The sequence below is a fragment of the Streptomyces sp. NPDC002870 genome, assembly GCF_042888505.1.
Lineage (GTDB): Bacteria > Actinomycetota > Actinomycetes > Streptomycetales > Streptomycetaceae > Streptomyces.
Genome location: NZ_JBIAPW010000026.1, coordinates 72,358 through 94,146, shown reverse-complemented (window position 1 = coordinate 94,146; position 21,789 = coordinate 72,358). Strand labels below are relative to the sequence as shown.

Annotated in this window: 21 protein-coding genes; 7 read left to right on the top strand and 14 right to left on the bottom strand. The window is 68.8% G+C overall.

Going from position 1 to position 21,789, the window contains the following annotated elements; genetic code table 11:
• Positions 1-195 precede the first annotated feature (195 nt).
• The 3 genes from ACFYWY_RS27165 to ACFYWY_RS27155 all read left to right on the top strand — a co-directional run bounded on the left by ACFYWY_RS27165 (position 196) and on the right by ACFYWY_RS27155 (position 4,242).
• Positions 196-2,268, top strand: coding sequence for a SpoIIE family protein phosphatase (locus ACFYWY_RS27165; protein WP_389190643.1), 2,073 nt, complete (start codon positions 196-198; stop codon positions 2,266-2,268).
• A 112-nt stretch (positions 2,269-2,380) separates the two neighbouring features.
• On the top strand, positions 2,381-2,806 hold the full coding sequence (locus tag ACFYWY_RS27160; protein WP_389190642.1) for a VOC family protein: 426 nt from the start codon (positions 2,381-2,383) through the stop codon (positions 2,804-2,806).
• Between the two features lie 191 nt (positions 2,807-2,997).
• Complete coding sequence (locus ACFYWY_RS27155; RefSeq protein ID WP_389190641.1) at positions 2,998-4,242, top strand: cytochrome P450; 1,245 nt, start codon at positions 2,998-3,000, stop codon at positions 4,240-4,242.
• Between the two features lie 113 nt (positions 4,243-4,355).
• Here ACFYWY_RS27155 and ACFYWY_RS27150 read toward each other — a convergent pair whose 3' ends face one another.
• The gene (locus tag ACFYWY_RS27150) at positions 4,356-5,795 is read right to left on the bottom strand and encodes a cytochrome P450 (protein WP_389190640.1); all 1,440 of its coding nucleotides are present in this window, start codon (positions 5,793-5,795) and stop codon (positions 4,356-4,358) included.
• Positions 5,796-6,139: 344 nt separating this feature from the next.
• Between ACFYWY_RS27150 and ACFYWY_RS27145 the strand changes: the two genes are divergently transcribed.
• The gene (locus ACFYWY_RS27145; RefSeq protein WP_389190639.1) at positions 6,140-7,498 is read left to right on the top strand and encodes a cytochrome P450; all 1,359 of its coding nucleotides are present in this window, start codon (positions 6,140-6,142) and stop codon (positions 7,496-7,498) included.
• Positions 7,499-7,594: 96 nt separating this feature from the next.
• On the opposite strand, the gene ACFYWY_RS27140 is transcribed toward ACFYWY_RS27145, so the two are convergent.
• Positions 7,595-8,140 carry a hypothetical protein gene (locus ACFYWY_RS27140; RefSeq protein ID WP_389190638.1) on the bottom strand — a complete coding sequence of 182 codons (546 nt, stop codon included), beginning with the start codon at positions 8,138-8,140 and terminating at the stop codon, positions 7,595-7,597.
• A gap of 226 nt (positions 8,141-8,366) precedes the next feature.
• On the bottom strand, positions 8,367-9,590 hold the full coding sequence (locus ACFYWY_RS27135) for a saccharopine dehydrogenase family protein (protein ID WP_389190637.1): 1,224 nt from the start codon (positions 9,588-9,590) through the stop codon (positions 8,367-8,369).
• A gap of 151 nt (positions 9,591-9,741) precedes the next feature.
• Here ACFYWY_RS27135 and ACFYWY_RS27130 point away from each other — a divergent pair, with 151 nt between their 5' ends.
• A complete protein-coding gene (locus ACFYWY_RS27130; protein WP_389190636.1) occupies positions 9,742-10,500 on the top strand; it encodes a TetR/AcrR family transcriptional regulator in 759 nt (252 codons plus the stop codon).
• Between the two features lie 90 nt (positions 10,501-10,590).
• On the opposite strand, the gene ACFYWY_RS27125 is transcribed toward ACFYWY_RS27130, so the two are convergent.
• The 4 genes from ACFYWY_RS27125 to ACFYWY_RS27110 are packed head-to-tail and all read right to left on the bottom strand — an operon-like array spanning position 10,591 to position 12,845.
• Positions 10,591-10,857: a DUF4235 domain-containing protein gene (locus ACFYWY_RS27125; protein WP_389190635.1), complete on the bottom strand. Its 267-nt coding sequence runs from the start codon at positions 10,855-10,857 to the stop codon at positions 10,591-10,593.
• A complete protein-coding gene (locus ACFYWY_RS27120; protein ID WP_389190634.1) occupies positions 10,857-11,285 on the bottom strand; it encodes a DUF3618 domain-containing protein in 429 nt (142 codons plus the stop codon). Before ACFYWY_RS27120 ends, ACFYWY_RS27125 begins: the two co-directional genes overlap by 1 nt.
• Positions 11,282-11,704, bottom strand: coding sequence for a phage holin family protein (locus tag ACFYWY_RS27115; RefSeq protein ID WP_389190633.1), 423 nt, complete (start codon positions 11,702-11,704; stop codon positions 11,282-11,284). The genes ACFYWY_RS27120 and ACFYWY_RS27115 overlap by 4 nt, the downstream gene beginning before the upstream one ends.
• Positions 11,705-11,750: 46 nt before the next feature.
• Entirely contained in the window at positions 11,751-12,845 is a 1,095-nt protein-coding gene (locus ACFYWY_RS27110) for a YihY/virulence factor BrkB family protein (RefSeq protein WP_389190632.1), read from the bottom strand.
• A 196-nt stretch (positions 12,846-13,041) separates the two neighbouring features.
• On the opposite strand from ACFYWY_RS27110, the gene ACFYWY_RS27105 reads away from it, so the two are divergent.
• Entirely contained in the window at positions 13,042-13,707 is a 666-nt protein-coding gene (locus tag ACFYWY_RS27105; RefSeq protein ID WP_389190631.1) for a UdgX family uracil-DNA binding protein, read from the top strand.
• 107 nt (positions 13,708-13,814) lie between these two features.
• On the opposite strand, the gene ACFYWY_RS27100 is transcribed toward ACFYWY_RS27105, so the two are convergent.
• The 4 genes from ACFYWY_RS27100 to ACFYWY_RS27085 are packed head-to-tail and all read right to left on the bottom strand — an operon-like array spanning position 13,815 to position 17,228.
• Positions 13,815-15,059, bottom strand: coding sequence for a cytochrome P450 (locus ACFYWY_RS27100; RefSeq protein ID WP_389190630.1), 1,245 nt, complete (start codon positions 15,057-15,059; stop codon positions 13,815-13,817).
• Positions 15,056-16,012, bottom strand: coding sequence for an amidohydrolase family protein (locus ACFYWY_RS27095; protein ID WP_389190629.1), 957 nt, complete (start codon positions 16,010-16,012; stop codon positions 15,056-15,058). Before ACFYWY_RS27095 ends, ACFYWY_RS27100 begins: the two co-directional genes overlap by 4 nt.
• Entirely contained in the window at positions 16,009-16,893 is an 885-nt protein-coding gene (locus ACFYWY_RS27090; RefSeq protein WP_389190628.1) for an NAD(P)-dependent oxidoreductase, read from the bottom strand. Before ACFYWY_RS27090 ends, ACFYWY_RS27095 begins: the two co-directional genes overlap by 4 nt.
• Entirely contained in the window at positions 16,890-17,228 is a 339-nt protein-coding gene (locus ACFYWY_RS27085) for an antibiotic biosynthesis monooxygenase family protein (RefSeq protein ID WP_389190627.1), read from the bottom strand. The genes ACFYWY_RS27090 and ACFYWY_RS27085 overlap by 4 nt, the downstream gene beginning before the upstream one ends.
• A 715-nt stretch (positions 17,229-17,943) precedes the next feature.
• Between ACFYWY_RS27085 and ACFYWY_RS27080 the strand changes: the two genes are divergently transcribed.
• Positions 17,944-19,326, top strand: a complete 1,383-nt coding sequence (locus tag ACFYWY_RS27080; protein WP_389190626.1) for a hypothetical protein — start codon at positions 17,944-17,946, stop codon at positions 19,324-19,326.
• 80 nt (positions 19,327-19,406) lie between these two features.
• Here ACFYWY_RS27080 and tgmB read toward each other — a convergent pair whose 3' ends face one another.
• The 3 genes from tgmB to ACFYWY_RS27065 all read right to left on the bottom strand — a co-directional run bounded on the left by tgmB (position 19,407) and on the right by ACFYWY_RS27065 (position 21,506).
• On the bottom strand, positions 19,407-20,336 hold the full coding sequence (gene tgmB / locus ACFYWY_RS27075; protein WP_389190625.1) for an ATP-grasp ribosomal peptide maturase: 930 nt from the start codon (positions 20,334-20,336) through the stop codon (positions 19,407-19,409).
• 13 nt (positions 20,337-20,349) lie between these two features.
• Positions 20,350-20,541, bottom strand: coding sequence for a putative ATP-grasp-modified RiPP (gene tgmA / locus ACFYWY_RS27070; protein WP_307659487.1), 192 nt, complete (start codon positions 20,539-20,541; stop codon positions 20,350-20,352).
• Between the two features lie 287 nt (positions 20,542-20,828).
• On the bottom strand, positions 20,829-21,506 hold the full coding sequence (locus tag ACFYWY_RS27065) for a nucleoside phosphorylase (RefSeq protein WP_389190624.1): 678 nt from the start codon (positions 21,504-21,506) through the stop codon (positions 20,829-20,831).
• Between the last annotated feature and the right edge of the window lie 283 nt (positions 21,507-21,789).

The window sequence follows — 21,789 nt, the reverse complement described above, 5'->3', positions numbered from 1 at the left end:
TTTCGTTTCGGGCGGGCACGCGGGAGGTACGGAGTCGGCAGCGGTACGGCCTCGGCGAGGACACTGGGGACAGATGGGAGCGATCGGGAGCCGCGGGCGTCGCCCGGGGCGGAGACCGGAACTGGGCTCGGAACTGGGCTCGGAACTGGGCTCGGAACTGGGCAAGGATGGCGACAGGCGGACGGAGGGTCTGGGATGTCAATCGAATCCTTCCCGGCCGACCCCGCCCAGCCGATCAGAAGCACATCCGAGCCCGGCGGCCTGATGGACGTACTGAGCGTCGCCGCCGTCGTGCTGGATGCGGACGGCCGGATCGTGCTGTGGAGCCCGCAGGCCGCGGAGCTGTTCGGGTACACCGCCGATGAGGCACTCGGCCGGTACGCAGGCCGCCTGCTCGTGCATGAGCAGCACCTGGCACTGGTGCGCCGCCTGTTCGCGGAGGTCATGGCGGACGAAGAGGGCTGGACAGGTGTCTTTCCCGTGCGGCACAAGGACGGCAGCACGCTGCTGGTGGAGTTCCGCAACATGCGGCTGGAGGACGACCAGAAAGACCTCTACGCCTTGGGCCTGGCCACCGAGCAGACGACGTTGCGGAGCGTGGAGCGCGACCTGGCGCTGTCCACCCGGCTGATCTCTCAGTCCCCCATCGGGCTGGCGGTCGTGGACACAGATCTGCGGTATGTCATGGTCAACCCGGCGCTCGAGCGCATCAACGGCCTGCCGGCTGCTGAGCATGTTGGCCGGAATGTCCGCGAGGCTGTGCCGTTCTTGGACACCGAGGCCATCGAGGCCGCAATGCGCGAGGTCCTCGCCACCGGCATTCCGATCCTTGACCGGGAGTCCGTCGCGCGCACCCCGGCCGACCCGGACCGAGAGCACGCCTGGTCAGTCTCGTTCTACCGGCTGGAGTCCTCCAACGGGAGAGTCCTCGGGCTGGCCACCTCAGTCGTCGATGTCACCGAGCGGCATCTCGCCACATCCGAGGCTGCCCAGGCTCGGCAGCGGCTCTCGCTCGTCGCCGACGCGTCCATACGGATCGGCACGACGCTCGACCTTGACCAGACTGCCCGTGAACTCGCCGGGGTGTCGGTACCCGAGCTGGCCGATGTAGCGGCGGTCGATGTGCTCGACAGCGTCCTGAACGGCCGCTCGGCCGTCGCGATGAACGAAGGGCCCGCGGAATTCCGCGCTCTCGCCGTGGCCGCCGCGTACGCCACCGATGCCATACGCGCAGCTGATCCGCCCGGCGAGGTTGCCCGGTACGAGGCCGACCGGCTGGTCACCCACTGCGTGAATACGGGTCGCCCAGTCCGCGTGTCCCGGGTGGACAGCGACGATCTGTCCCGTATCGCCAGGAGTCCCGAAGCCGCCGCGTTGCTGGCCGACGCGGGCGTGCACTCCTACCTTGCCGTGCCGCTGATCGCTCGCGGCGAAGTCCTCGGCGCGCTGGACCTGAAGCGCACGCGCAACCCGGAGCCGTTCAACGCCGACGACGAGGTCCTGGCCGGCGAGCTCGCCGCTCGTGCTGCCGTCTGCATCGACAACGCCCGCTGGTACCGGCAGGTACGCAACACCGCCCTCACCCTCCAGCGCAGCCTGCTCCCGCAGCAGCCACCGGACCAGCCGGGCCTGGAGATTGCCTACCGCTACCAGCCCGCCGAGGCTGCCATCGAGGTCGGCGGCGACTGGTTCGACGTCATCCCGCTGACGGGCGACAAGACCGCACTCGTTGTCGGCGACGTCATGGGCAGCGGTATCACCGCGGCAGCCACGATGGGTCAACTCCGCACCGCGACCCGCACCCTGGCGGAGCTCGACCTCGACCCTGCGGAAGTGCAGCGGCACCTCGACCGCATCACCGACCGCATGGGGCAGACCATCACGACGTGCATCTACGCGGTATACGACCCGCACCAGGGGCAGTGCCTCCTCTCCAGCGCCGGACACCTCCCGCCCGCCCTGGTACGCAACGGCCGACCCCCCGAACTGCTCGACCTGCCGACCGGCGCCCCGCTCGGCGTCGGCGGCGAGGTTGCCTTCCACACCACCGCGGTCACTCTGCACCCCGGCGACGAACTGGTCCTCTACACCGATGGCCTCGTCGAGACACGCGACCAGGCCATCGATGAACGTCTGGACGCTCTCCTTGCCCTCCTCGCAAAGCCCCAGCGATCCATCGAGGAGACCTGCGACGTGCTCCTGCATGCGTTGCGCCAGCCAGGAGACCACGACGACGTCGCCCTGCTCATCGCCCGCGCCCGAGCCTGACCTGTGTCCGGGGCGACGCCGCCGGCCGAACAGCTCCGCGCAGCCTGCCAACCCGCCGACAGTTATCGTTCGCCTCCAGCCCTTTCGCCAGTGCTCGCGGCACAGTGGGGGTATGAACGCAGACGACAGAATCAGTCTCGGCCGCGCACGCGTGGCGACCAGGCTGCCCGCCCAGGACCTGGACCGAGCACGCCGGTTCTACTCCGAACAGCTCGGTCTCGAGCCGGTCGACGAGCGGCCCGGTGGGCTGCTGTACCGGTGCGGAGGCGTGGACTTCGCCCTGTTCCAATCGGCGGGAGAGTCACCAGGCACGTTCACTCAGATGGGATGGGAGGTCGACGACATCGAGGCGGTCGTGTCGGAACTCAAACGGCGCGGCGTGGTGTTCGAGGAGGTCGACCTGCCCGGGTTGCGGACCAGGGACGGGATCGCCGATATCGACGGGAACTACCCGAGCAAGGGCGCACGGGGTGAACGCGGCGCCTGGTTCCGCGACAGCGAAGGGAACATGCTCGGCATCGGAGAGCCGGTCGTCTGAACAGGTCCCGCGACGGTCGGGCGTCAGGGACACCACGGGAACGCCGGTGGAGGCTTGGATCAAAGACTCTCGCCCGGCCTCCGCCACAGGGCCTGGCCGTTTGGTCGCATGGCGAGTTGGCAGAATCTGGATCAGAACTGCTCTACGAATCGCGCGTTGTCCGAGTCTGTTGCCTTACCGATGGAGTGTTCGTGGACCTGACCCACCGCAAGCTCTTCTCGCTCGATCCCAACGCTGATCCCGGTGAGGAGGCGAGACAGCTTCGTGCTCAAGGCCCCCTGGTTCCGGTGGAGTTGCCCGGCGGCGTAGCAGCCTGGGCAGCCACGGACTTCGCCACCGCCAAGGCCGTTTTCTGCCACGAGGATCTGACCAAGGACCCTGAGCACTGGCCTGCCCTGCAGGCCGGCCGGATACCGGACGACTGGGAGCTGATCGTCCTCGTCCGTGGAGCTGCGATGCTCCACGAGGGCGGTGACGATCACCGCCGGCTGCGGCAGCTGGTGAGCTCTGCATTCAACCGTGCGCCCATCGAAGCGCTCCGGCCGCGCATCGAAGAGATCGCCGACGAGTTGCTGGACGCTCTGGACTCCCCCGACCCGGGCGAGCCGGTCGACCTGCGCGAGCTCTTCGCATATCCGCTTGCGGTGCGGGTCATCTGCAAGGTCCTCGGAGTACCCGACACCGTCGTGTCCGAACTGCGCCACCGCTTCGACCGCCTGGTGACGCCTCAGGACGGGGCTACCGGAGAGGCGGACATCCGCACGGCCGTGGCGGACATCTACCGCTCCCTCTCGGCGCTGATCGCGATCAAACGCACGGATCCCGGGGACGATCTGACCACCGCGCTGATCCGGGCCCGCGACGACGGCGACCGGCTGAGCGAGCAAGAGCTGGTCGAGACCCTCTTCCTGATCCTCATCGCGGGACACGAGACGACGATCAATTCGATCACCAACACGGTGCACGCCCTGTTGCAGAACCCCGCCATGCTCGCCGTCGCCCGTGACGCCGACGACGACCGGACGTGGGCCGCCGTGGTCGAGGAAGGGCTTCGCTTCTCCTCGCCGGTGCGGCACGCCCTCATGAGGTATGCCGTCAAGGACACCGAGATTGCGGGTGTACGGGTGGCCGAGGGGGATCCCGTCATCGCCAGCCTGGTCGCCGCCGGCCGGGACCCGAGTCGGCACGAGAACGCCGACGACTTCGACGTCACCCGCCCGACGAGCCGCGAGCACGTCGCATTCGGCTTCGGCGCCCACTACTGCCTGGGCGCTCGACTGGCCAAGCTCGAGACCGAGATCGCACTGGCCACCCTCTTCAGCCGCTACCCCGGCCTCACGCCGGCCTCCGACCCCGACCGCCTCTGCTCCATCCCGCTCCAGGGCTTTGAGGCTCTGCCGGTCTATCTCCACGCCGACGAGCGAACCCGGCGCTGAGGCGGCTGCGAGCTCCCGGCATCACCACCGCCCGGGAACCGAGACCGCGGCCCGGACCACAATGCATCGTGGCCCGGACCACAACGCACCGTGGTCCGGGCCTCTGTCGCGCACTAACGCGATGTCCGCCGTCCAGTGAGCCTGCGCCACCAGGGCCCGCGGGCTACGGTGCCGGCCCGCGCAGACGAGGGCTCAGCCGTCGGCGCGGCCGCCGGCAGCGGCTGACCCAGCGAAGCCGCACGCGCGGCGGCGACGGTCGCGGCCGCGGTGGCTTCGCCCTCCTTCCCCGGGCGCCGGGGAGTGAACCGCGCGGGCAGGTTGTCCAGTCGACCGGAGACCAAGGAAGCGGTCACGTGCAACTCGGTCTCGGACACGGCGAGCTGCACGTCGGGCAGCCGCATCAGCAACGTGTCGATGCCGGTGTCCGCGATGGCCCGTCCGATGTCCTGGCCGGGGCACTCGTGCGGTCCGGCGCCGAAGGCCAGGTGTGAACGGTTGCCGTGCACCGGCGCGTTCAGGTCGGGACGGATCTCGGGGTCGACGTTGCCGGCAGCCAGACCCAGCATCACCATGTCTCCGGCCCTGATCTGCTGGCCGCCCAGGACCCTGTCGCCGGTCGCCCAGCGCGTGGGCACCACCCCGAGAGGCGGGGCGTCCCAGAACACCTGGTCCAGCCCGTCCGGCAGCGTCATCTGGCCGCCGGACAGACTCCCGCGGAAGCGGCGGTCGGTCAGCACCATCCGCAGCGTGTTGGCAATCAGGTTGACCGTGTTCTCGACCGCGGCGACGATCGCGTGCCGTAGATGCTCCATGACTTCGGTGTCGCTGAGATCCGACTCGTGGCGTAGCAGCGAGCTGGCGAAGTCCTCGCCGGGCTTCTCCTGCTTGCGCTTGACCAGCTCCCACATGGTGTCCACGACGAACTGGTTGCTCTGGAGCGCCGTCTGGGTGCCCTTGACCATGTCGCGCACGGCCTCGCCCAGTGGAAGGGCGTCCTTCTCGGGTATGCCGAACTGCACGGCCAGGACCAGAACCGGAAGCTTCTCGGCGAAGCCTGCCACCAGATCGGCCTGGCCTGTTGTGGCGAAGTCGTCGATCAGCTGGTTCGCATACCGCACGACGTACCGGCGGATTCCGTGACGGCTGAAGCGATCCAGGCTGTCGGTGATCGCGCTCCGCAGCCGGGCGTGCTCGTCGCCGTCGGTGAAGGCCACCAGCGGCTGCCATGCGGTGATCGGGAGCAGCGGGGAGTCCGCAGGCAGCTTGACGTTCCAGTTGTGCGAGTCGCAGGAGAACAGCGACGGGGTGCGCATGACCTCCAGGTTTTCGCGATGCCCCAGGACCAGCCAGGCCGGCACATCACCAGGGAGCAGCACCGGCGCCACCGGGCCGTGCTCCTGGCGCAGCCTCTCGTACAGCGCCTGCGGCGAACCCTCGGCCTCCGGCCCGTACAGCCGCCGAAGCCCACTGGGCGCTGGAGAATGCGCGGGGCACCCGGGAGGTGGGACAGGCGCGGACGAGGTGCCGGTCGGGTCTGAGTACGGGGTGGTCACGAGGCCTCCGAGAAGCAACGCTTGGACGGTACGGCGAAGCGCCCGCAGCATATCCCCCGTGGCATTCCGCTCACGCAGCGAGTCCACGGTGAACTCACCTGCGTAGCTGCATATTTGGCGATCCCTCAGCTCGCCCGGGCCGGTGACCGCTCGGCCGGGGCAGCTCTCTCTCCACACATGCCCCCGCTCGGCGACTGGTTCAGCCGATGGGCGCGTGCTCTCAGCGGGGCGATGCCCCCTCGCGCTGCCTGACCGCAGGTGATGGGATCTCCTCCAGCACGAAACCGCACGTCGCGCGGCACACCGGATGGTGCGCCGCACCGCTCAGAGCAAAGGATCACTCGGTGTCAGTTGGGTTGCAGTCGGTCGGATTGCAGTCGGTTCCGCGCGCTCCCGGGGCGGTGCCACTTCTCGGGCACGTCCCGAAGCTGCTGCGTGATCCCTTCCTGTTCCTGAAGTCGCTGCGGGAACACGGGGATCTGGTCCGTGTCGACTTCGGCACGATGCCCGTGTACGTCACCACCTCCGCCGAGCTGGTCCACGAGGTGACGGTGAACCAGGCGCGCAGCTTCGAGAAGGGCCGGTTCTTCGACCGGCTGCGGCCGCTTGCGGGCAATGGCCTGGCGAATGCCGACGGGGAGGTGCACCGCAAGCACCGGCGCATGGTTCAGCCGATGTTCTCCAAGGAGCGCATCGCGGTCTATTCCGACACCATGGGTCACCACGCGCGCGCCCTGGCCGACTCCTGGACCGCGGGGCAGGAGATCGAGATGGAGCAGGCGATGGCCGAGTACGCCATCGAGACGCTCGCGTCGACGATGTTCTCCACCGACATAGGGCTGCCGGCGGTGGAGGCCGTCCGCAAGAACCTGCCCGTACTACTGAAGAACCTGCTGATACGCGCGGCATCGCCCAAGCTCCTGGACCGGCTGCCGATCCGTGCCAACCGTGACTTCGACGCCGCGGCGGCGACCTTGCGCAAGGTCATCGACGAGGTCGTCACGACCGCCCGCCGCTCCGGACACACCGACCGGGACGATCTCCTGTCGCTGTTGCTCGCCGCGCAGGACACCGACACCGGAGAGTCGCTGTCCGACCTCGAGGTCAGGGACGAACTCAGCACCATCCTCTTCGCCGGCGCCGAGACCACGGCTTCCACGCTCGCCTGGACGCTCCACGAGCTGGCCCACCATCCCGACGTCCAGAAGCAGTTGGTCGCGGAGATCGAGGAAGTCGTCGGCGACCGGCCGGTGGCCATCGAGGATGTGCCCCGGCTGAGAGGGATCCGGCGCGTGCTGGACGAGGTGATCCGGCTGCACGGCGTCACGTTCCTGATGCGCCGCACGACGGCACCGGTGGAACTGGGCGGCGTCACGTTCCCTGCCGGCACAGAGGTCGGCTTCAGTCTCTACGCCCTGCACCGGGACCCGACTCTGTACAAGGATCCCGATCGCTTCGACCCCGGCCGGTGGCTGCCGGGACGCCGGGAGGAGATCCGGCGTGAGGCGTACATCCCGTTCGGGGCGGGCAACCGGAAGTGCATCGGGGACACGTTCGTGTGGACGGAGGCGACCATCGCCCTGGCAACGTGGCTCGCCCGATGGCAGCTGGTCCCGGTGCCAGGGCACACGCCCAAAGAAGTGGCGTCGGCGGTGGCGCATGCTGACCGTGTCCCCCTGACAGTCGAGTCGCGTCAGCTCTGACACCGGCATTGCGATTGCAGCCAAGGGCTCTGCGTCGTAGGGCGAGTGGTCTGTCAGCGCGTCATCATCCTCGCGGAGATGACGCGTTGACGCCGCTCAGTGACCCGCGAGGAGCTTCACCGCCACGACGAATGCGCCGATCGCAGTGTCCAGAAGGCCTGAGACGACTGCGCTCAGCGGCCCGTTGCCCATCCGCAGGCCGGTCTGCCAGCCCAACAGGAACAGGCTCGCCACTTCCACGACGGCGCTGATCAGCAGCGCGGTGACCAGCACCATGACGCCCATTGCCGACATGCCGATCAGCACCAGCGGCCCCGCGGCGCTCAGCAGCAGAGGACTGGAGACATACATCGCCGTCCGGATTTCCGCCCGGCTCGCGCCCCGCCCGCTCATGGCGCGGTGCGCCTGCTCGTCGGCGACCAACGTGGCCAGCCAGACCCCGAGCGCGGTCGACGCCACGGTGAGCGCCGCTTCGGCGTGGTCGGTCGCCTCCGCCTCGGCGAGCGTCACCACGACGGCGACGAGGGTGATGGTCGCGTAGATCCGTTCCTTGAGTCGCGCGGCCGCGGTGTCGCCGGCGCGGGCGGCGGTGGCGTTCCGCTTGGAGGCGACCGGACGCGGATCCGGGTCCGGTGTCGTCATACCGACACGGGTTCGGACGTGCCGAGCACAGCGCCGGCCAGGATCGGAGTCATGAGTGCACCCTTCCGCCGTGAAGTCTCGTACGCGAAGCGCACATTTCAGGGCCAAACGGTATCCGACCGGACAGCGCGCAGACGCGCATCCGGGCCGCACCCACCGCTCGTACACCGTCCGGCGAGTCGGCCAGGGAAGTGGGCGTGTGCGGCCCGTTCGCCGTCATCGGGGGTCACTGCTCGCGCAAGCCCCAGGGTGAGCCGTACTCCGTCAGCAGGTCCAGGAAGGGCCGGGCGGGGAGGGCCTCGGGGCCGAGGACGCCGCTGCCGGACCAACTGCCGGCGGCGATCAGTTCCAGGGCCACGACGGGGTTGATGGCGGTCTGCCACACGACCGCCTGGCAGCCGTACTCGCGCATGGACCACTGGTTGTCGACCACGTGGTACAGGTAGACCTCACGCGGGCGGCCGTCCTTGGTGCCCTTGACCCAGGTGCCGGCGCAGGTCTTGCCGTGCATGCGCTCTCCGAGGGCCGCCGGGTCCGGCAGGCAGGCGGCGACCACGTCACGCGGGGAGACGTGGACCGTGCCCGATCCGTCCGCCGCGGGCACCGGGACCGGATCGGTGCGGTCGAAGCCCAGCAGGTGCAGCGTCTGCAGCGTACGGATGAAGTCCTCGCCGAGGCCGTACTTGAAGGTGACGCGTCCCGCGTCCACCCAGCGCGGCACGAGCAGGACCTCCTCGTGCTCGACGTTGACGCACTCGACAGGCCCTATGCCCTCGGGGAAGTCGAATACCTCGGGCTCGCTGAAGGGGGCGGTGGTGAACCAGCCGCGGTCGGCCTCGTAGACGACGGGCGCATTGAGGCATTCCTCGATGGTGGTCCAGATGCTGAACGAGGGCGCGAAGTCGTAGCCGTCGACCGTGAGGTTCGCCCCGTCGCGGATGCCGATCTCCTCGATCTCGTCGAAGAGTTCGTCGGCGGCGTGGCGGGCGAAGACGTCGGACAGTCCCGGCTCGACGCCGATGCCGACGAGGGCGAGGGATCCGGCCTTCTCCCAGTCCGCGGCGCGCTCGAACTGGGCGTCGCCGAGCTTGACGCCGCAGAGCTCGTAGGGGCGCTCCGGGTGCGGGCGGGAGAGCGACATCGCCATGTCCAGGTAGTGCGCCCCGGCGGCCAGGGCCGCCTGGAACAGCGGCATAACGAAGCGGGGGTCGGTGGCGTTGAGCAGTACGTCGCAGCGCTCCCGGTGCAGCAGGGAGGTGACGGCGGCCTCGTCGCTCGCGTCGATCCGTTCGGCGCTGAAGCGACCGTCCGGCTCCAGCGCCGCGACGGCGGCTTCGGCGCGCGAGAGGTCATAGTCGGCGACGACCACATGGTCGAAGAAGGACCGGCGGGCCGCGATCCGGGTGATGGCGGTACCGACGCCGCCGGCCCCCACGAGAAGAACACGCATGGCCAAACTCCATTTCCAGACACAGCGTGCAGGGCGCTGCTGGTGGGCGCGGTGTCTGTCGGACCCGATCCAACGCGCACACCGCTGTTAACGTCAATGCTGTTGGCATAAGCTCGAAGGGTCATGGCGGCGATCGTGGAGGGAGCGTGCCGTGCCCAAGCCCGTGGTACCGGAGGACGCCCGGAGGCGGCGGCGACCCACGAAGAACGGCGCGGTGCTCTCGGAGCAGCTGATCGTGGAGACCGCGCTGCGCATGCTCCGGGAGCACGGGAGCGCGGGCCTGACCGTCCGCCGCCTCGGCATTGCCCTGGGGGCGGACCCGAGCACGCTGTACCGGTACTTCAGCGGCATCGACGACCTGACGCTCGCCATCGGGAACGTGCTCGTCGGACGCGCCCTGGCGGGATGGCAGGCCACCGGCGACTGGCGCGCCGACCTGCGGGAACTGGGGCTGCGCATCCACAGCGCGTATCTCGGACACCCGCAGGCGGCGGTGCTGACCGCCAGCCGGGTGAGCGGCAAGGGCTGGGAAGTGGCGGCTGACGAAACGATCCTGGGGCTGCTTCGCACAGCCGGCTTCGCGGACGCCGACGCGGTCCGGATCTATCAGGCGTTCATCGACCAGAGCCTGGCGTTCGCCGCGCTGGACGCGGCCTCGCTGGCGCTGCCTGCGGCGGCACGCTCCGCGGACGAGGAGGTCTGGCAGGCCACATACGCACGGCTGCCCGCCGCGACCCATCCGCACATCGCGGCGACCGCGCACCTGCTGGTCGCCCGGATGAACCAGAGTGCGTATCCCACCGCGCTGGAGATGCTCCTGGACAGCGCATCAGCCCAGCTCAGCGACGCACAACGCGAGAACGGCGGCGTAAGCGGGGGCAGGGGCGGAAGCCGGGGCGGAGTCGGCTGAGCCTGTGCTGAACCCAGCGCGCGCCCCGCCTGCCGGGTTACATCCGGACCCGCGGACGCCCTCACGCATGCGGGCCACGCCGATGCCGGGTCAGCCGGGCCAGGTTCCGGTCAGGCGGTGCACGGTGCTGGCGCCGCTGCGGTCGACCGCAGCCTTGACCGCCGCGAAGATCGCGCCCTGCAGCGTCGCGGCGATCAGTACTTCCCGCCAGCTGCGGTCCTGGTCGGTGGCGTCCGGGGCATCGTCCTCGTGGCCGATGGCCTTCCACACCTGCTTGAAGACTGTGCTGGCCACCGCACCGCTCACGGCACCCAGCGCAAAGCCGACCGGCTTGTAGGCGACCTTCGACGCCTGCATCAGTTCCTCCTGCTGCGTCGCATGAGGACGAACACGGCGAGCACGGCCACGCCGGCGGTGATGAGCAGGAGCCGGTTACCGCGCGCCACTTCGACTGCATGACCGGCCCTGGCCCGTACCGGCTCCGGAGTGCTGCCCTCGATCTTCTCTCCCAGGACGTGGGCAGTCTCTGTCAGCTGCTGCCTGGCGTGCGCGGCCTTCTCACGTACCGGCTCGGGGGTCTTGTCCTGGGCCCGGTGCAGAGCGTGGGCGGCCTTGTCGTGCACCTGACTCTTCACCTTCGCCGCCTTCTGCTGTGCCTGTGCTTTGACGTCCGCCTTCCCGGCCAGCGCTTCGACCGTCTGACCGAGCTCCTCGCGGGTGACCTCCACCTGCTCGCGCAGTTGCTCAGGGGTGGGCGTGGAGTCCTTCTGGGGCTTGTCCGTCATCGGTGTGCCCTCTCCTTGATCTCGGCCACGTCGGCCTTCACACTGTCGATGGCTTGCGCGGGGGCGGGCGGGACGGCCTGCTTCATCTGCTTCTTGCCCATGGCGGCGAGTACGGCCGCCACCGCAAGCAGGACGGCGGCTACGACAAGCGCCGAGACCCAAAGCGGCCAGACCAGGTCCAGCGCCACGATCGCGGTGGCCGCAAAAGCCTGCAGGGCGATGAAGCCGATCACTCCGGCCCCGCCGAACAGACCGCCGCCGGTCTTGAACCGCTTGCCCTTCTGCTTCATCTCCGCCTGCGCAAGATGCAGCTCCTGCCGCATCAGCTGTGAGACCTGCTCAGATGCCTGCTTCACCAGATCGCTCACCGTGGCCTCTGTGTACTGCCGCGGCGGTGCATGTTCCACTGTCCTGCTCATCGTCGTGACCTGCCTTTCGTTGCTCAGCCAGCATCCACATCCCAGGTCAGTCGCTGCCCATCTCCTTGCGCTCCTCCTCACTCCACTTGCGGGTGTCGCGGGGCTGGACGTAGGGCTCCTCAGCCTCGGGGTGGCCGCCGATGATCGCGCGTTCACGGGCCAGCTCCGCGTCGAACTCCAGGCCCAGCAAGATCGCCAGATTCGTGATCCACAACCAGACAAGGAAGACGATCACCCCGGCCAGGGTGCCGTAGGTCTTGTTGTAGGAGGCGAAGTTCGCCACGTACAGCGCGAAGCCGGCCGAGGCGATCATCCAGATCACCAGGGCCAGGAAACTGCCCGGGGTGACCCACTTGAAGCCGCGGCCCCTCGCGTTCGGTGACGCCCAGTAAAGGATCGCGATCATGAAGGTGACCAGCAGGACCAGGACCGGCCATTTGGCGATCGACCATGCCGTCAGCGCCGTTTCTCCCATGCCGAGCGCCGTACCCACCTGCTTGGCGAGACCGCCGGTGAACACCACGATCAGCGCGCTGACGCACGCCACGATCATCAGCACCAGCGTAAGAGCCAGCCGCAAAGGGGTGACCTTCCACACCGGCCTTCCCTCGGGGATGTCGTAGACGGCGTTCGAGGAGCGGATGAACGCGGCCACATACCCCGACGCCGACCACAGGGCGACCAGCAGACCGACGATCGCCAGGACGGATCCGGTGCCGCTGCTGGCCTGCAGCTGCTCGACCGCGCGCGTGATGATGTCGCGGGCCGACCCGGGAGTGAGCTGCTTGAGGTTGTCCAGGATGCTCTTTGTCGCCGACTCACCCGCGATCCCCAGCAGCGAGACCAGCACCAGCAGCGCGGGGAAGAGCGCCAGCACCCCGTAGTACGTCAGCGCCGCCGCCCGGTCGGCCAGCTCGTCGTCCTTGAACTCCGCCACCGTCCGCCGAAGCACCGCCCACCACGACTTCTTGGGCATGTCGGTCGGTTGGCTCGGCGCCTCCCGCTCCACCTGCGGATCGGGCCCCACATCCCCGTCCGCCAGGGCGCCCGGTCCCCCGCCCCCGGGCTCGCGCCGGCCATCCTCGTGGCGGCCCTCCTGGGGCTGCCCATCCTCGCGCCGGTGTCGCTGAATCCCTGCCATGACTTGCGGGTAGCCGCAAGTCCCGCCACGAAACGCCATGCAAAGCTGCAAATCACTGTTCATCGCCGCCGGCCGACCAAGGTCCAGTCATGGCGAGTGCCCACTTTGCAGGCTTTCAAGGGTTTGCGTGATGTTCGAGGCAGACGGGGTACCCCGAAGCAGTGAATGCGGTCCCTCGCGCCAGGAGGTGACGTGGATGAGCAGCACTGGCACCGAGAACCCTGGACAGCAGTACGACGCCACCCCCTACCTGCCCGACCGTGGCGGTATTCCGGCATTCCGACGCGCCGCGGCGGAGTGCCAAGGCTGCCCGCTGTTCGAGAACGCCACGCAGACCGTGTTCGGAGCGGGAAAGGCCACAGCACGGATCATGCTCGTCGGGGAGCAGCCCGGCGATCAGGAGGACCGGCAGGGCGAGCCGTTCGTCGGACCCGCGGGGGGCCTGCTGAGGAAGGCGCTGCGGGAGGCGGGCATCGACGCGGAAGAGGCGTACGTGACCAATGCGGTGAAGCACTTCAAGTTCACCGAGACCCGGGGCAAACGACGTATCCACAAGTCACCGGAGTTGCGTGAGATGACCGCCTGCCGCCCCTGGCTGGCGGCTGAGCTGCGCGTGGTCGGCCCGGACGTCGTCGTCGCGCTGGGTGCGACGGCCGGCAAGGCCCTGCTGGGCACGTCGTTCCGGGTGAGCAAGGAGCGGGGCGCGTTGATCCCGCTCCCCGGCGAGCAGCCGAAGGCGTACGTCGTGGCGACCCTTCATCCCTCGGCCGTCCTGCGCTCGGACGACCGCGAAGCCGCCTACACCGGCCTCGTGTCGGACCTGCGGGTGGCCGCCGAAGCCCTCCAGCGGGTGCCGCGATGACCCGGACGGGGTGAAAAGACCCGGCGAAGTTCAATCGCGAATGACACGCTCGGCCGCCCCGGGGCACGGGGCGGCCAAGCATGACCTCGACATCTCCCCACCGTCGGTCACGGCACAGCGGGATCGAGCACGACAGGCAGCTCCGCGAGACCACGGAAGGCGGGGAAGGGAACCTCCATCCAGCGCGCTTCACTCGCGGGGGCGGCCAGTGCCAGCTTCGGGAAGCGGCTGAACAGGCCGGTGAGAGCGAGTTGCATCTCCAGTCTGGCCAGAGGCGCTCCCAGGCAGTAGTGACTGCCGTGCCCGAACCCCAGGTGCGCACTTTGCGCGTTCTGCGGTCGCGTCACGTCGAACTGGTCCGGGGAGTCGAACTTCAGCGGGTCGCGGTTGGCCGAAGTGAGCGAGATCTGAACCAGGGCGCCCTTCGGAATCCGCGTCCCGGCGATCTCCACATCCTCGGTTGCGAAACGGAACGTCGCGGTCTCCACCGAGCCGTCGTAGCGCAGCAGTTCCTCGACCGCCTGTCCGACCAGCTCCGGGTTCTCCTGCACGGCGCGGAACTGCGCAGGATTGGCGAGGAGATGATAGACGGCGTTGCCGATGAGGTAGGCGGTCGTCTTGTGACCCGCGAACATCAGCAGAAACGACGTGGAGATCAGCTCGTTCTCGGTGAGCCCGCCGTCATTGTCCCGGGCTACGATGAGGGCGCTGAGCAGGTCCTCACCCGGGTGGCTGCGCTTGCGCGCAAGGAGATCCGCGAAGTACGCGTGCAGACTCTCCTCCGCCTTCTGCTGGGCCTTCTTGGACTCCTCGCCGAACCCGGTGTTCGCCACCGTGGTTGACCAGCCCTGCACCTGCGACCGCTCGTCCTGCGGCACACCGAGCAGTTCGCAGATCACGGTGATCGGCAGCGGGAACGCGAACGCAGGCAGCAGGTCGACCGGTTCCCGGGTCGGGCATTCGTCCAGCAGCGTCTCGACGACGTCCTGGATCTGCGGCCGCAGCGCCTGTACGCGGCGCGGGGTGAACTCGGAGTTGACCAGCTTGCGCAGCCGGGTGTGCTTGGGCGCGTCGGAGTTGAGCATGTTGTCGTCCAGAGCCACCGACGAGTCACCGAAGATCCTTCGGTAGGCGTCCATGGCCCCGTACATGTCCTTGCTCAGCCGCGGATCCGACAGGGCTGCCCGCGCGTCCTCGTACCGCGTGATCAGGTAGGTCTCGACACCGTGCGGCGGCTTCATGGGGCAGACGGGCGCCGTCTCCCTGAGGTGCGCGTAGACGGGGTGCGGGTCCCGTCTGAACTCGGGGGTGCAGCGCGCGGCTGCGGCGACAGGGTCTTCCACGGTGGTCACGGACGGCTCCTGAGGTCGAAGAGGGCCTCGGCGTTGCCACCGAGGATGAGCTGCCGGGACGCCTTGTCGATCGGCAGCTTCTCGATCATGCGCATGAACTCTTCCAGTGGCACGGACATCGGCGGTGAGTCGGTGCCGAAGAGCATCCGCTCCGGCCCCAGTACCTCAGCGTTGAGGCCCAGGTGCGCCGGGCTGAATGTGCTGGTGTCGACGTACATGCGCTGCAGCGCCGCGCCCGGGTCGGCCGCCGGCGGGGCGGAGGCCGACGCCGACGGGGCGCCCCCGCCCCAGTGCCGGGGACGCGCCGCCGTCTGGAGACGTTCCGTCAGCAGTGACAGAGCGCCGCCGCCGGTGGCACCGATCAGTCGCAGGCCGGGATACTTGTCCAGCCATCCCGCGAACGCGATCATGGCCATGCCCATGGACACGTCTCCGAACCGGCCGATCTGCTCGACGAAGCCGAAGTCGTCGACCCGCTCCGTGCCGATCGGTTCGGCCGGTGGGTGCACCAGGACCGGCACTCCCATCTCGGCGGCCAGCGCGAAGAAGGAGTCGGCTCGCGGAGAGCCGAGCAGTTCGCCGTGGACACTGGAGGTGGTGATCAGGCCGACGAAGGCGGGGTCTGCCAGCGTCTCCCGTACCCCTTCCAGGTGATCGTCGTCGCCGAACGGGTTGGCGTACACGTACCCGCGCAACTGGTCCGGGAACGAGCCGATCAGGCCTGACATCCAGGCGTGGAAGCCCCGCAGCCGGTCTCGTGGTTGCGCGTAGTTGTCGACGCCCGGGACTCGCGCCATCGCGCCGGCGCCGACCGGACTGCCGATAATGGTGAGGTCGATCCCGGCCTGAGCGCGGGCGGCGAGCATTCCGTCGACGTCGGTCAGGCTGGGGGGCATGGGGAAGCGTTTGGCGGCCTCAGGTGGCGACAGATGGCCGTGTATGTCGATGATCATGTGTGAGTTCCCGGGTTCGGTGTGAGTGCGTGGGCGACGGCGACACAGTCCTCGTCGCCGAGTCCCTGCTCGGTGGCGCGGAGGTGGGTCTCCGCGGCTGCGACTGCGAGCGGAAGTCGCAGTCCGGCCGCGGCTGCCTGGTCCGCGACGAGCATGAGGTCCTTGGCCATCAGGCGCAGCCGGAAGTCGGGCTTGTCGAAGTGACCGGCGGCCAGGCGCTTCGACTTGAACGCCATGACCGGCGAGGCGAAGCCGCTGCCCGCGATGGTGCTGAGGACGAGTTTTCTGTCGAGTCCGGTGGCCGCCGCCAACTCGACCGCCTCGGCCAGAGCCTGCACCTCGATCCCCATCAGCAGGTTGAGGAGCAGCTTCATCCGCATGCCGGAACCGAGTTCGCCGAGGTGGACGACCTGCTTGCCCAGCAGTTCGAGCAGCGGCCGCCCCGCGGTGAAGACCCGCTCCTCGCCGCCGACGAACAGCCGCAGCTCGCCCGTGCGGGCGTGCTCCCGGTTGCCCAGCATGCCGACGTCCAGAACGGAGTGCGTGTCCCCGGTGAGGCGGACGACCTCTTCGGGGGCGACCGTGCTGGCACAGACCAGGGCGCCGGGATACGGCTCCCGGGTCAGGACCCCGTCCGGTCCACGCAGCACGGCGCCGAGGGCTTCGCCATCTGCCACGGTGCAGATGGCGGCGCTCGTACCCTCGACGGCATCTGCCGGATGGGCCGCGGCGAAGGCGCCGGCCTTGGCGAGCGGGCCGGTCCGCTCCGCGGTGCGGTTCCAGACCCGTACCTGAACACCCTGGTCGAGAAGGCGGGTGGCCAGGCCGGTGCCCATTGTGCCGAGACCGAGGACGGCGACGGGGCCGCTGGGGCGCGTCATGCCTTGCCCCCAACGGTCTCCTGAATGACCCGGAATCGCAGCGACTGGGTCTGGTCGACCCACTCGCGCAGCGGAGCCACGAGTGCGCGGTGGTCCTCGCCCTGCTGCCAGGCGAAGAAGTGCTCGGGCGTCTCCCACTCGCTGGTGATCACCCACTGCCGGGAGTCGTCGAGGGGTTCTCCCAGTCGGTCGATGAGGTGTCCGGGTACGCGGGAGACGGACTTGCGTATTCGCTCGTACACGTCTCGAAACCCTTGCTCGCCGCCCTCGACGACGTGGACCGCGTACACCACGGACAGCCTCTCGGCCGATTGGCCCTTCTGCGCAGTGCTCATGTCTCCTCCTGATGGTGAGATCTGGCAGAACACGATTCCCACCGACTCATGGCTCCCGTGGCCACGCAACTCCGACCTGGGGACAGCCCAACGGGGAGAAGGGCTCCCCCGCGTTTGCTAGCCCGTACGGGTGAGGATTTGAGGGGCCCTTTCTGAGGTGTTTCCGAGGTGGTGCTGGACGCCTCACACGACATCAGCGAGGGCCGCCGGCGCCTTGCCGATCGGTAGCGGCCAGGCTGCCGCGAGACCGGCTCGTACCTGAGAACGGCAGCCCGGGGCAGGCGTGCTGCGCCCCGGCCCGGCCCTTCCTGTCCTGTTCTGGCGCCCTGCTGGGGGCGATCCGGCGTTCGCGAGGTCGAGGCAGCCGCGGGGTGCGGCTGACGAGCGGCCGGGCGTGGGTGCAGCGGGGGTGGGCGCATCGGGCGTGGGTGTACCGGTCACGTGGGTGTGGCCGGGCACGTGGGTGTAGCCGGGCGCCCGGCTGGATGCGGCGTCGAGACGACAGCGCGCTTCTGCTGATGCCCGACCGACGCCACCCGACCGCCCGTTCACAGCGGCGTGGAGCTGGTGTGACGTAGATCATCGGCGAGGTTGCGGAGACTCTCCGCGGGGGGCGCGGTCGTGTGGGATCGTCAGGCCAGTTGTTACTCGCTGGTATTCGCGAGTTTCTTCATGTTGCGCGTAACCCCCCACCACACGCTCTGAGGATTTTCACGTGCGTAAGCTGTCTGCCAGGCATGCCCTATTGGCGGCTCTGGCCACCGTTTCCCTGCTCACCACCGGGTGTTCGGCCGAGACCGGGGCGTCGCCCCCAGCTGCGGCTGGCGCCGATGCGCCGCGTCCCACGGGCATCGCGAGCCCCGCCCCCGACCCCACACGGCAGCTGGCCGTCGCCGGGACGCCCGAAGGGGAACCGACCGCCGTCGCCCGGGTCGGCGAGGACGGGAAGGCGGAGAAGTCGCCGCTCAAGGTCGCTTCCTACGACCGCGGCAGCCGACGGGCCGTCATATCCGTTACGGAAAAGGCGTCATCCCCGGCCGCCTCCCCCGATGACGTTCCCGCCGTCGGGGACGTCATCGCCAGCGGACCCGCGCCCGGGGCTCCTGACGGGCTGCTCGCCAAGGTCACCGACGTGACCGGAAAGACCGGGAAGGGCACCGAGGTCAAGACCGAGCCTGCGACGCTCGGCGCGCTGCTGGGCGACGACAAGGCTGACGGGACCGTACCGGTCGATCCGGCGACCGTCGACGTCGAACCGCTGGTCCGGGGCGTGAAGGTCTCCTGGGCCAAGGCCGGGAACATACGTGTGGGTCCCGAGGGTGCGAAGGTGCCCCTGGGCAGCCTGCGGATCGACGTCGGGGGGGCGGTTCCGCTCCCGGTCACCGAGGGCGCTCCGGTGTCGGGATCGGCGTCGGTGGCGGGCTACGTGCAGCTGGCCCCCGAGGTCGAGTTCTCGTACGACGGGTCCTCCGCCCTCACACCTGACTCGGCATTCCTGGGCCTCACCGGTGACTGGACGTCACAGTGGGCGCTGAAGGGCAGGGCGGCGGCGGGCGGCAAGCCGGTGCGGATTCCCTTCGCCAAGCTTCATGCCGATCCGGTGATCCAGGTCGGGCCGGTGCCGGTCGTGGTGAACCTCGACCTCACGGCGTACGTCCAGGTCGCCGCGGACGGCTCCGTCAGCGTCGACGTCAAGCAAGACCTCAAGGGCGGCTTCCGGATCGGCGGCAGTTACTCGAAATCGGGTGGCTGGAAGCCGGTCAGCACCTCCGACATGACCGGCACCCCGGTGCAGGCGAAGATTGCGGCCGCGGGCACGGTGAAAGCCGCCCTCGGCGCGGAGGCCACCGTCGGGCTGTACGGCGCGGTCGGCCTCACCGCGGATCTCGCCCCGTACGTACGAGGCGAAGCCCGCGCCGAGGCCACGCCCGGGTCCGTCGTGGGGGCTTGGAAGATATACGGCGGCGTGGACCTGACAGGGTGGCTGCAACTACAGCTGTCCATCTTCGGCACGCCGATCTTCGAGCACCGCATCCCCTTGGGGGCCCTGCACCGGGAATGGCTGCTGGCACAGGGCAAGGGCGGAACCGTCGCCTGACACCCCAAGACGGCAACGAGGAGCCCCTGCCGGGAAATCCGGCAGGGGCTCCTGAGTCACCGCCACTCCTGCACCGCGCGTCACTCGACTGGCGAACTCAGCCAGCGGGCCACCGCTTCGGCGATCGGCTGCCCGGTCTGCAACTCCACGAAGCCGAACTGACCTCCCTGGTTGCACTCCAGGAACCACCACGTTCCCTCCGAGTCCTCCGCGAAGTCGAAGGCGCCGTAGGCGAGATTGGCGAGCTCCTTGTAGGCGGCAACGGCGCGCGCGACGCGAGCGGGCACCTCGACGGGTTCCCAGTTGTGTCCGGTGTCTCCGTACCGTCCGTCCACCTGTCCCGGCTCCGAGACCTTGCGCGCGGCGAACTGCTCGTCACCGACGCTGGTCAGCCGGATGTCGGCGCGCTTGGGGATGTACCGCTGCAACAGCGTGGGACCGGCGGCAACACCGGCGAAGTCCGCATCCGGCGGCACCAGAGTGGTGGGCAGCACCATCGGCGGATTGCTGGGCGGCTTGCCCGACACGGTCTTCACCACAACGTGCCGGTACTGCTCCGCGAACTGACGCGCCATCTGCGGATAGGTGGTGATGATCGTGGCCGGCACCGGGAACCCGCTCCGGTGGGCAAGGCGAAGCTGCCACGACTTGTTACGCGCCTTCGCCGCCGCGCCGGGATCGTTCATCCAGCGTGCGGCCGTGCAGTCCAGCATCCCGTACAGCGCCTGCCCGCTTTCCGCGGACAGCCACGCGGACGGTTCCGCGGCGTGCGCCGCCGGCTCGTTGGGCCTGCGCATCCATATCGAACGCAGTCCGCTCATACTCACCACGCGCCCGCCCGCCGACAGATAGCCGCGGAACTCGCCCCGTACGTATTCGGCCGACAGAGCACTCTCACCGGGCAGGTCACCGGGATCGAACCGCACCAGAGGAACGCCTCGTTCGTGCAGCTGAGCCACCACCATGTCCGCGGTCACATCCTGCTCGGAAGTCAGGATCAGCACCGTCATCGCGTACGGTCACTCAGTCGTCGAAGTGGGTCGCGGAACCGGCTTTCGAGGTGGTGGTGCCGACTGCCGCCAGCAACGCCTTGTCCATGATGGCCGGTCGACCGTCGGACAGAACGTTCAGCTGAAGGATGGGGTCATACGCATACTGGTCGATCACCGGTGACAGCTCAGCCGGACGCGCATAGTTCCACACAAACGGTCTCATGCTTCTCTCCCTCCCCTACAGGGCCCGCCCACAGCCCACACTCCACATGAGTAACAGTACGTATCAAAGGCGTGATGGTTTCATCACATACCGTCATAATGTGGAAATTGTTCGCCAGCCCGAAGGCAGATCCGGACGCCTGCGCGAGCCGAGCCCGCGAGCACACCTGCTCGCGCGGCCCGCTGACGTCTCCTTGACACAGAGAGAGACGCCGGAATGAGCCATCGGGTGCACCGGCAGACCGAGTGACCTGTGTCACCACTCGGCTCAGGCCTGGTCCGAGGCTGTCAGACCAGTACAGCCGCCGCCGCGTCGAAGAGGATGTTCAACGCGGTGAGGGCGTCCGGGTGGCCGAGCCCTTCCGGGCGCCAGGACTCCTCTGCCAGCGAGTCCATGACGGCGAACGCGGTGGCGAACTCCACGCCCCGGTGCAGCGCGACGGCTGCCAGTGAGGCGGCTTCCATCTCCACGGTGAGCACGCCCTCTGCGCGGTAGTGCAGCACCTCTTCGCGGGTCTCACGGTAGGGAGCGTCGGTGGTCCAGGTTCCCCCGGTCACCACGCCGTCGGAACGTTGCTCGACGGCTTCCAGCAACCGGGAGGTCAACGCCGCGTCCGGGCGGACATATCGTTCATCGGGTGGCAGGTAGTGGTAGGAGACGCCCTCGTCCCGTACAGCTCGATCGCAGACTACGAGGTCGCCGATCGCCTGGGCCGGATGCAGTCCGCCGGCTCCGCCGATGCTGACGAACCGTCGCACGCCGACTCCTGCCATCTCCTCCATGGCGGTGGCGGCCGCCGGCCCCCCGATGCCGAATCCACCCGCGAGGGCGACCCTTCCCCCGGGCACCTGGACATCATGGACGTTCAAGTAACCGGGGCCGACGTGGCGTTCACTCACCTCGTGGCGTTCCAGGATCTGCCGCAGCAGCTTGCGGCTGTAGACCAGCACGGCCCCCTCGGACATGGAGGTTCCGTCCGGAGACTTCCCTGCTCGTAGCCGGCCGAGAAAGTCGGCCGGCTGGAACAAGGCGGTCAACTCATGCTTTCCGGGAAAGTTCGGCATCGGCATCCGCCGAGTCTGCTGATCTCCCGACGGACCGTCAACAACAGAGTCCGGCAAGAGGCGGCAGCCAGGTGAGCTACCGCGGCGTGGCACGCGCCGCAAAAGCGCCGATCACGCCCATGGATGGGGCAGCATCCATGGCCTCGGGGCCGCCCACGGTCCGGCGTTGCCCCGCATCCACCAC

Excerpts from the sequence above, each read along its gene's own strand:
- ACFYWY_RS27165 (WP_389190643.1), top strand. The coding sequence starts at position 196 with ATGTCAATCGAATCCTTCCCGGCCGACCCCGCCCAGCCGATCAGAAGC.
- ACFYWY_RS27160 (WP_389190642.1), top strand. The coding sequence starts at position 2,381 with ATGAACGCAGACGACAGAATCAGTCTCGGCCGCGCACGCGTGGCGACC.
- ACFYWY_RS27140 (WP_389190638.1), bottom strand. The coding sequence starts at position 8,140 with ATGACGACACCGGACCCGGATCCGCGTCCGGTCGCCTCCAAGCGGAAC.
- ACFYWY_RS27135 (WP_389190637.1), bottom strand. The coding sequence starts at position 9,590 with ATGCGTGTTCTTCTCGTGGGGGCCGGCGGCGTCGGTACCGCCATCACC.
- ACFYWY_RS27125 (WP_389190635.1), bottom strand. The coding sequence starts at position 10,857 with ATGCAGGCGTCGAAGGTCGCCTACAAGCCGGTCGGCTTTGCGCTGGGT.
- ACFYWY_RS27120 (WP_389190634.1), bottom strand. The coding sequence starts at position 11,285 with ATGACGGACAAGCCCCAGAAGGACTCCACGCCCACCCCTGAGCAACTG.
- ACFYWY_RS27115 (WP_389190633.1), bottom strand. The coding sequence starts at position 11,704 with ATGAGCAGGACAGTGGAACATGCACCGCCGCGGCAGTACACAGAGGCC.
- ACFYWY_RS27110 (WP_389190632.1), bottom strand. The coding sequence starts at position 12,845 with ATGGCAGGGATTCAGCGACACCGGCGCGAGGATGGGCAGCCCCAGGAG.
- ACFYWY_RS27105 (WP_389190631.1), top strand. The coding sequence starts at position 13,042 with ATGAGCAGCACTGGCACCGAGAACCCTGGACAGCAGTACGACGCCACC.
- ACFYWY_RS27095 (WP_389190629.1), bottom strand. The coding sequence starts at position 16,012 with ATGATCATCGACATACACGGCCATCTGTCGCCACCTGAGGCCGCCAAA.
- ACFYWY_RS27090 (WP_389190628.1), bottom strand. The coding sequence starts at position 16,893 with ATGACGCGCCCCAGCGGCCCCGTCGCCGTCCTCGGTCTCGGCACAATG.
- ACFYWY_RS27085 (WP_389190627.1), bottom strand. The coding sequence starts at position 17,228 with ATGAGCACTGCGCAGAAGGGCCAATCGGCCGAGAGGCTGTCCGTGGTG.
- tgmB (WP_389190625.1), bottom strand. The coding sequence starts at position 20,336 with ATGACGGTGCTGATCCTGACTTCCGAGCAGGATGTGACCGCGGACATG.
- tgmA (WP_307659487.1), bottom strand. The coding sequence starts at position 20,541 with ATGAGACCGTTTGTGTGGAACTATGCGCGTCCGGCTGAGCTGTCACCG.
- ACFYWY_RS27065 (WP_389190624.1), bottom strand. The coding sequence starts at position 21,506 with ATGTCCGAGGGGGCCGTGCTGGTCTACAGCCGCAAGCTGCTGCGGCAG.